Source organism: Xenorhabdus entomophaga (assembly GCF_037996725.1).
Classification (GTDB): Bacteria; Pseudomonadota; Gammaproteobacteria; order Enterobacterales; family Enterobacteriaceae; genus Xenorhabdus; species Xenorhabdus khoisanae.
In genome coordinates this window covers 1-9,242 of record NZ_JBBMXH010000133.1, presented here as the reverse complement: position 1 = coordinate 9,242, position 9,242 = coordinate 1, and the positions used below count along the sequence as shown (strand labels likewise).

At 43.2% G+C, this 9,242-nt stretch carries 9 protein-coding genes and 1 pseudogene; 4 read left to right on the top strand and 6 right to left on the bottom strand.

Features of this window, described 5'->3' with window-relative positions; all coding sequences use genetic code 11:
- Nucleotides 1–148 precede the first annotated feature (148 nt).
- From AAC854_RS19825 to AAC854_RS19810, 4 genes are all read left to right on the top strand, one after another.
- Nucleotides 149–1,378: an AMP-binding protein gene (locus AAC854_RS19825; RefSeq protein WP_422824109.1), complete on the top strand. Its 1,230-nt coding sequence runs from the start codon at nt 149–151 to the stop codon at nt 1,376–1,378.
- A gap of 116 nt (nt 1,379–1,494) precedes the next feature.
- Nucleotides 1,495–2,709, top strand: a complete 1,215-nt coding sequence (locus tag AAC854_RS19820) for a tyrosine-type recombinase/integrase (protein WP_340618621.1) — start codon at nt 1,495–1,497, stop codon at nt 2,707–2,709.
- A 216-nt stretch (nt 2,710–2,925) separates the two neighbouring features.
- Nucleotides 2,926–3,135 carry a helix-turn-helix transcriptional regulator gene (locus AAC854_RS19815; protein ID WP_340618620.1) on the top strand — a complete coding sequence of 70 codons (210 nt, stop codon included), beginning with the start codon at nt 2,926–2,928 and terminating at the stop codon, nt 3,133–3,135.
- 106 nt (nt 3,136–3,241) lie between these two features.
- Nucleotides 3,242–6,019: a DUF927 domain-containing protein gene (locus AAC854_RS19810; protein WP_340618619.1), complete on the top strand. Its 2,778-nt coding sequence runs from the start codon at nt 3,242–3,244 to the stop codon at nt 6,017–6,019.
- A gap of 438 nt (nt 6,020–6,457) precedes the next feature.
- Here the strand turns inward: AAC854_RS19810 and AAC854_RS19805 are convergent, their stop codons facing one another.
- The 6 genes and pseudogenes from AAC854_RS19805 to AAC854_RS19780 all read right to left on the bottom strand — a co-directional run.
- Nucleotides 6,458–6,721 (bottom strand): PAAR domain-containing protein, encoded by a 264-nt coding sequence (locus tag AAC854_RS19805; RefSeq protein ID WP_340618618.1) that lies wholly within the window; start codon nt 6,719–6,721, stop codon nt 6,458–6,460.
- Nucleotides 6,722–6,723: 2 nt separating this feature from the next.
- The gene (locus tag AAC854_RS19800; RefSeq protein ID WP_340618617.1) at nt 6,724–7,446 is read right to left on the bottom strand and encodes a hypothetical protein; all 723 of its coding nucleotides are present in this window, start codon (nt 7,444–7,446) and stop codon (nt 6,724–6,726) included.
- 17 nt (nt 7,447–7,463) lie between these two features.
- The gene (locus tag AAC854_RS19795) at nt 7,464–8,087 is read right to left on the bottom strand and encodes a restriction endonuclease fold toxin 5 domain-containing protein (protein WP_340618616.1); all 624 of its coding nucleotides are present in this window, start codon (nt 8,085–8,087) and stop codon (nt 7,464–7,466) included.
- 1 nt (nt 8,088) lies between these two features.
- A complete protein-coding gene (locus AAC854_RS19790) occupies nt 8,089–8,433 on the bottom strand; it encodes a hypothetical protein (protein WP_340618615.1) in 345 nt (114 codons plus the stop codon).
- Entirely contained in the window at nt 8,430–8,927 is a 498-nt protein-coding gene (locus AAC854_RS19785; RefSeq protein ID WP_340618614.1) for a DUF4123 domain-containing protein, read from the bottom strand. The genes AAC854_RS19790 and AAC854_RS19785 overlap by 4 nt, the downstream gene beginning before the upstream one ends.
- Nucleotides 8,924–9,242: pseudogene (locus AAC854_RS19780) on the bottom strand (type VI secretion system tip protein VgrG); the annotation flags it as partial. The pseudogene AAC854_RS19780 and the gene AAC854_RS19785, both read right to left, overlap by 4 nt.

Below are 9,242 nucleotides of genomic sequence, written 5' to 3'. Positions count from 1 at the left end.
TATAAGAATGAAACGTAAACGCGCCTGGATGAGAATTCAGTTTTTAGAACAGGTATTACAAGCGGGATTTTCTAACCTGAATATTATTTAATCATTCATGCGGTTGCCCTGACCCAATACCCACGAATTACTCGAATTACATTTTGCTATTCCTCTGGCTGGTGGCATTCTGAATGCCCTGAGTACACGGACAGATGCAGCGACATTAAATTTTGTTTTTGAAAAACTCAGCCCCAAAATATTATTTATCGATAAGAGTTATATTTCGTTATTAGATAATGTCACTTTCAATAGTCAAATCAGGATAATTATTGTTGATACGGCCAATTCAACCATCCCAATATCTACAACTGAATATGAATTTATTCCTTATGAGTCACTGATAACCGAAAACATATCAAAAACCCTGTCATTTACCCAGATTGACGAACAAGAAGCCATCAGTATTAACTCGACTTCAGGAACCAGCGGGCAACCTAAGCTGGTCGTTTATTCTCATCGTGGGGCCTATCTTAACGCCATTTCCAATATATTGGATTGGGATATGCCCAAGCGCCCTGCCTTTTTATGGACACTTCCTATGTTTCACTGTAATGGCTGGTGTTTTCCATGGGCAATTGCAGCACGGGCCGGTACTCATATCTGTATGAAAAAATTTGACGCAGAAGAAGCAATAACGCTTATGCAGGAAAATAATGTAACACACTATTGTGGTGCCCCAATTGTTCACTACTCTTTGGGCAAAGCGGCCCAAAAATTTGGGATACATTTTGGTGGGCGCGTTTATGCGCTTATTGCAGGAGCCCCGCCAACAGAAATGGTATTTTCTCTATTGGATTCCATTGGCATTACGGCAACACATGTCTATGGTTTAACCGAGACTTATGGGCCTGTCGTTATCTGTGAAAATAAACCTGAGTGGGAAGATTTGCCAAGATCAGAAATGATCTTAAAGAAGATGCGCCAAGGGATCGTTTCCAATTTACAGGGGCAGGTTAGTGTTATTGACGAAAATAACGGGCTGGAAGTTCCTTTTGATGGCAAAAGCATTGGGGAAATTGCCATCCGTGGGAATATTGTCGCTTCTTACGATCCGGCACGTCATGTCACGCCAGAGACGACCAGCCAATGGTTTTATACCGGAGATTTAGCCGTTGTTGACCCCGATGGCTATATCAAAATCATCGATAGAAAAAAAGATATCATTATTTCCGGTGGTGAGAACATTTCCAGCCTTGAATTAGAGAATGCCCTATCCGGTTATCCCGGTATTTCAGCCGCCGCCGTCGTCGCGAAACCTGATCCCTATTGGAGCTACAAACATACTTATTATACCGTCTATAAAAGACTACTAAACACGGCAACATCAATTCATTAATCCCCATTCACCTCTCTCTTAGTCTAGTATTATCTTTCTAAATCTATGCAATTTATTGTATAGTTTTCCGTATAGAAACTTCCCATACACTTTTTTCTATACAATCTTGGTGGGTTATGAAGCTGACAGACTTAGTGATTAAACGGGCAAAACCAAAGGAAAAAGCCTATACACTGGCAGATGGCAACGGACTATCTTTGTTAATTGATACTAATGGCTCGAAAGGTTGGAGATACCGTTATCAATTCGCGGGTAAAACCAAAATGATATCATTAGGCGTCTATCCGGTTGTAACACTGACAGAAGCCAGAACCAAACGTGATGAAGCCAGAAAGTTAGTGGCTAATGGGATCAATCCTAGTGAAGTAAGAAAAGCTGAAAAAATATCCGCTGCAAACCTGATAGAAAATACCTTCAAAAATATCACTTATGAATGGTATGAGAAGCGTGTAGATAGGTGGTCAACTTCTTATGCAGAAGCAATGATGACAACGTTTGAAAAAGATGTTTTCCCTTATATAGGCAATAGACCTATTGCTGAAATTAAGCCAATGGAACTTATGGCTGTTTTATCACGATTAAATGAGCGGGGAGTAACTGAGAAGCTCAGGAAAGTGCGTCAACGTTGTGGGGAAGTCTGGCGATATGCAATAGTAACAGGGAGAGCTGAATATAACCCCGCACCTGATTTAGTGTCTGCTTTTATTCCACATAAAAATTCACATTATCCATTCTTGATAGTTGATGAACTCCACGAATTCTATAAGTCTTTAAATACTTATACAGGCAGTTTCATCGTAAAGATGGGGGTGCGATTGCAAATTATAACAGGTGTCCGTCCTGGTGAATTACGTAATGCTGAGTGGTCGGAGATTGATTTTAATAAAGCCCAATGGGAAATTTCTGCTGCAAAAATGAAAATGCACCGCCCTCATATTATCCCGCTATCGAAGCAGGCTATTGCTATTTTAGAACAGATGAAACCCGTTACAGGCCAAAGAAAATATGTTTTTCATGGCAGGAGTAATACAAGTAAACCAATGAGTGAAACTGCCATGAATCAGGCCATTAAGCGTATAGGTTATGATGGCAGGGCAACAAGTCACGGATTCCGCCACACCATGAGCACTATCTTACATGAGCAAGGCTATAACACGGCTTGGATTGAAACCCAGCTTGCCCACGTTGATAAGAACAGCATTCGAGGTACTTACAACCACGCCCAATATCTGGAGGGTCGCCGGGAAATGCTGCAATGGTATGCGGATTATATGGAGACGCTGGAGCGAGGCGAAAATGTACTGATCAGAAAATTCGGCACAACAGCGTAAAGATATGGTGATTTTTCACTCTTCTGTGCCCGGGGCAAAACCGCCTGTTTTTCATACAATAGACAGATAAAAAGGTAGAACTTCTATAAAACGATAAATTCAATAAACCGGATAAACAATTAACGCTGTTCATTTAATCTTGCTTTTTAAATAATCCGCCTGTCATCAAACAACATCCACGATGAGCACTCAGGGACTTGGTAACAGGAGAAATAAATGTCAACGATTGCAGTATTGAAAGAAAATCTTATTCGTTTGCCGGAAGTTAAACGCAGAACGGGTTATAGCAAAGCGTGGATCTACAAACTGATTAGCGCCGGGGCATTTCCAAAACAAGTCAAACTTGGTGCTCGCTCCGTCGCTTTTATTGAATCAGAGGTTGATAACTGGATTGCGCAACGTATTGCTGAATCACGAGCGGCATAACACATAAAAGAATATGACATAAGAAACGTAATATAAAAAAGCAACGCCCCAATGTGCTCTCAACACATACAGGGCGTCTAACCAACAACCGTTATACGGAGTAACGATGATGGCTGATACACAGCATACCCAAACTCACCCTAAATTTACATCTTTGGATAAATCAGGTAGTCAAAAACAGCTCGACTTTATCCAGACCGTGAAAAGATCCGCTATGTACCATTGGGCAAATCTGCTGCCTGCGTGTGGTATTGATATCCCTGCAAAGGGTAAACATGGCGCCTGCCCTGTTTGCGGCGGTACTGACCGTTTTCACTTTATCGACGATCATCATCATGGCAACTGGTATTGCCGCCAGTGTGACGCCCCTAACTATGGTGATGGGCTGGATTTAGTGGCAAAAACCAAAGGGATCTCTGTTACTGAGGCGACAAAAGTTGTCGCTAATGTGCTGGCATTGCCTTTGCCCGAACCCAAGCCAACCAAAGAAACCCATTATCCAACACAGCCGATTGCCGAAAGGGTGGCGGCACTGATGACGCAAACTGTCGCCGGACAGTCTTCTTATCTGACTGCGAAAGGGCTGCAATACCTTGATCAGCGACTACTGCTCGATAATTCGGCTGTGTTGGCACTAACAACACTGGATAAAAAAGTCACAGGTGCGCAGATCATCAAACCGAATGGTGAGAAAAAATTACTCTCTGGCAGTAAGAAGAAAGGCGCGTTTATCGCACTGTCAGAGCTGGAAGCGCACCCGGATACAGTAATTATTACCGAAGGTTACGCCACAGCACTCACGGTTAACCAACTCTGTAAAGGTACGGTTCTGGCCGCGCTGGATGCAGGCAATTTGTATTCTGTTACCAAAGCCGTTCGGGAGCGGTGGCCGGACACCAAAATTATTCTGGCTGCGGATAATGATTGGCACTCCCCCGGCGAGTTGGATAAGAACGGTAAACCCAAAGTGAATATCGGCAAGATTTCGGCAGAAAAAGCTGCCCTTGCGGTGAATGGCTGGATCACCTTGCCACCGGATGCTGTTAAAGCTGACTGGGACGATTATCGTCAGCATTATGGTATTGAAGCAGCAAAGCAGGCATTCAGTAACGGGTTATATCAGGTGGAAAATAAGGTAGCAGTGCCAAAAACTGTGGACATCAATTTAGATGAATGCAGGGAGAAAGAATACGATCCGTTAAAGCCCCATGTTGATATCCGTAAGAAAGGAATTTACTGGGTTGAACCCAAAGAGCAAGGCGGTGAGATCGTCGAAGTTGAAAAATGGCTGAGTGATTACATGGAGATAGTTGGCATTGGCAACGATGGCAGCGAAGGTTATCTCATTATTAAGCTACATCAGGAAGGCACGGGAAAATGTATCGTTGAAGCCCTGCCGCGCCGCGAAATCGGAATGCCGAACGGTTGGGCAAGGTTACGTTCACGGGGCATGAACATTACCGTAAAAAACAGCCTGTTGCCTGTTTTGGCTGAACATCTGCAACGCAGTGGTGATCGCTGTGAATGGGTGGTGACACAAAAGGCTGGCTGGCACTGCGGGGCCTATGTGATGCCGGACGGTGAAATCATTGGTCAGCCTTATATGCCTGTCGCGTTCAGTGGCGGCACATCCGCCATTGCTGGTTATGTGGTCAGGGGAAGCGCCGAACAGTGGAAAACGCACGTTGCGTCATTGCTGCAAGGTAACCGTTCAATGATGCTGGGCATACTGGTAGGATTAGCAGCACCGCTTAACTCATTGACAGGTGGCAATTGTTTCGGAGTACACTTATTCGCCCAATCCTCAGCAGGGAAAACCACTACAGTTGAGGTCGCCAGCAGCTTATACGGCGATCCCGAAGAGCTTAAGTTATCGTGGCACGGTACTAATCACGGTTTAAACAACGAAGCTGCAGCCCGTAATGATGGTTTCATGCCCATTGACGAAATCGGACAAAGTTCGAATCCGAAAGAAGTTGCTAACAGTGCCTATAGCCTGTTTAACGGTGTCGGCAAAATTCAGGGAAAACGCGAAGGGGGGAACCGTGCGGTGATCCGCTGGAAAATTGCTGCCCTCTCGACGGGCGAGGAAGATTTAGAAACGTTCCTGATAAAAGGTGGGATCACCCCGAAAGCCGGGCAGCTTGTCAGGCTGCTCAGTGTACCCTTTATTGATACGGAATGTTTCAATGGCTATGAGGATGGTGACACCCACGCAAGAGCCATTAAACGGGAATCCAAACGCTATTGTGGTGCAGCAGGGCGTGAATGGATTCGGTGGTTGTCTGAATATCAGGAGCAGGCAATCGAAATGACCGCCCGTAAAGAAAAAGAGTGGCTTGATGGCCTGCCAGAAGAAGCCTCAGCCCAAGTCAAGCGCGTTGCTGTTCGTTTTGCATTACTGGATGCCGTTGGAGAGCTGGCGACCCATATCACTGGCTGGAATAAAGAAGTGTGTCATGCTGCGGTAAAGCAAAGTTTTGATGACTGGTTAGCCGATTTTGGTATCGGCAACCGGGAAAAATATCAGGTTGTCACCCGTACTCGTGACTTTATCCAGAAATACGGGTTGTCACGCTTTCAACCTTATACCTATGGTAGGCCAAACGGTGATATTGATACATCACACGCCATGAGAATTAGCGATCTTGCCGGGTATCTGGTGCATAACCGCCGTCATGATGGACAGGCAGAATACCATATTATTCCCAGTGTATTTGAAGCAGAGATATTGCAGGGATTGCAGAAGAAATCCGGCTTTGAAGCCTTAGAAGAGGCTGGAATGTTGGTTAAAGCGGAAAAAGACCGCTTTATCAGTAAAACCATTTCAGTGAATGGGACGCAGGGACGGTTTGTGGTGTTAATTTTCAGGGATGAGGACTAATGCTCACGTAGGGTTAAAAAATGTTGGGGTGACGGGATATCGGGATAAGAGAGATTTATTTTAATATATATCAACTAATTATAGATATTTTACTTATCCCGTATTATCCCGTGCTATCCCGTAATACTGTATGACTATATAAAGTGATATTGCGGCAATAAAGTTTATCCCGAAAAAGTCTTTTCTCTGGCAGGTTATAATTTATTGAATTTAAAGTAATTTAAAACTGTGAGGTTATGTCACGGGATAAGCTGGGATAACACGGGATGGATTAACTTAATGAAATATATAATAAACATGTCATTTACCCCGTTATCCCGTGAAAATCTGTGCAGTGGTATAGAGGCAACCAATAGAAATGTTTTTTCAGCTCTCCGATTTACCGGGTTAATTTATTAGCCCGGTAAATCGGAGAAGACAAGCGCAGCGCGTCAGTATCTAAGCAAGAAACGTTTTCTGGCTGGCAATCAGTTTTGCCCCGCACGCGGTGCTCATACCTTCCAAGGCGATCTGTTTGTTCTGATACTTTAGAGACTCGCTCCCTTCTACTATCGGAAACGTATTCTCACATTTTGGACAAACAACTAAATCACCTTTGCCTGCGACAGGAACACCTTGATAAATATAACCATCAATGGCGGTGATCACTTTCCCACCGTGATCAGTTGTATCATTTAATCGAATAACAGCTTTACCTGCCATAGTTATACCTCTGCCATTAGTGGTAATAGCTGTAAATCCCGCAAGCAGATTTCAATATCATTGGCTTTATTGATATGCTCTTGGTTTTCTATGTCAAAAATATCTTTTGTTGTGATAATTAATGACCCTGCTTCACCGTGTTTATCAGTAATAGGAATAATTTCTTCTGCCATTGAAACCATGGCAGAATTTATTTCAATGGGTAGGTAAAGCATCCAGCCTGCACTTAACCGATCGGGGAAAACCTGCTTTCTTTTTAATGAATATTTCCCATTTTCTAGGGTAATAGAAGGCGCATAGTGATGTGAAACTAGAAAATTCACAAAGTCTAACAGTTTATTGAATTGAAACTCTGTTTCTTTGATAGAGAGATTGATTTCTATTTTTGTTTGGCCTAGCTGGTTTCTACGATAATTATGATAAAAGATGACACATCCATTGGTATTATTTTCCCCATCCCAAATTCCTGACATAACCATGGGATATGCTTCTGTATAGCCGTCTTCAAAATCTTTTATAGATTCTTTAGTGATACCCTGTTTATCAAAAGCCACTCTCGTCAGCGCTTCCTCTGGAGTGTCACCAGATAAATACCAAGTTTTAGTACGGCCCAGTAGAATATCTATCTGTTTTGCGATTTCATAAGTGTCATTAACAGCTATTTTAGGCGTTAATGGTTCTTTCCAGTCGGTATATATTTCTATATCTAATGATAAAATAGACATCGGCCTTTCCTATTAGTCTATAAAGGTGTGTGAAATGCTGTAATATTAGGATAAATAGAGAATGCTTTTGAATAATAAGCAAAACTAACAGGCTGCAAAAAATGCCAGTGTGAATTTGGAATCCCTGCAAATTCAATGCATACTGCTTGCTGCCTTCCTGCCTGAGACATCATCGATTTATGCCCACTTTTACTTATTTTCCAAAAAAATTTAGGCACACCACCTTCAAAAAATTGGTCATATTTAGCCTTAGCTTCCAGAAATAGACATTGTTTAGGTTTCCAACCATCAAAACGAACTTCAGAGCACTTCCATACCTTAATCTTTCCCATTTCTGGATTGTATTCTGAATTACAAATTTGTATTTGATAAAGAGTAGATTTTGCTGAAATACTTACGCCCTCCCAAAAGGGTGTAACTGAACCGATAGCTGGACATTCATCACATTTCTCTCTCGTCGTACTTATCGCATCGGTTCTGGATTCGGCTTTGTCTTTTTCAGCCGTATCTTCTTTCTCTTTTGTCCCTTCCATAATACCAACGGCAACTAATCCGGCTACGCAGGCAGCAAGCGTCCATTCAGCGGCAGCGACGAGCGCCGCGCCCGCAGCGGGTGCACCAAGAACTAAGGGGCCTGGCATATTAACTTCTCCTTTTCATTAAATTATCCAATACTCGCAGATAGTCACGATATTGTTGTTCTGGATTATCTCCCGCCTTTAACATATTTTGAATTTCGGGCGAATCATGAAAATTGCGATTAAACGCTACAAAATAGAGGTAAGAGCAGATCAATTTTTTCTCTTTAAATCCCATTGAAATTAAATCTAGGTATGCTTGTTTGAGCCGTTTATGCAGACTGTGTTCACTTTCACCTTCGACTAATTCAGCGTGTTCTGACTGAATCTGTTTTCGTACTTTGGTGATATACGCTTCATCTTCGGCATCAATAAATTGACTTACCTGTTCCTTACTGAGTTTGATCATCGTTGCGCTCCTTTCACAGAATAAAACTGACCATCCAGCCAGTAATTCCATTCATCAATAGGTTGTGTGAATGTGGTTAATTGTTCCTGACTGAAAATATCCCGGATTTGATGTATAACGCGGGGATCGTAAAAACGTAACAGCGCCGTTTCACCGCTTTCCAGCTGAACGTTCAGATAAGGTTCAAAATGACGGGTCAGTGCATCCAATGAGAGGGTGGTGTACAGCCATGAAACGGCAGGGAAAGTTTTTTCCAGTTTTAAAAATTTCTCCACGAATACAATGTCATGGGTTATGTCAAACAACCACGGCCCGGCAAAAGCAATTTGGGCATCAGAAAAACGTCTGAACAGCGGATTATTCAGCCCCGCAATATAGGTGAATTCCTCGTCGAAGAGGCGTTCATACTGGAGACCATCAATCAGTGCATACCTTTTTATATCGGGATGTGTTTTTTGATATTCCTGCCATGCTTCCTGTGATATCGAGATCATGACTGCCCCCGGATGACCATTGCAGAACCGCCTAATGCGGCTTTCATTAAGCAACTGAGACAAATTTTCTCCGGTGGCGATGTTAAGATTGCCTCCGTAGCCTGTGCTGCGTTGATTTGTTTTAGTTTATCCAGTATATCCGGCAATTTTCCGCCCCAGCCTGAACCCTTACCCGGCGCACCGCTACCAAAGTTAACCGCAGCGCTGCTGGTGATCCCCCCTGCATCGATTTTCAGAAAATGCCCGGCGGCTTGAAGGGTCAGTTCAGCACCGGCATCAATCACAACCTTAGCGCCGGAACTCAGGTGAATTTCA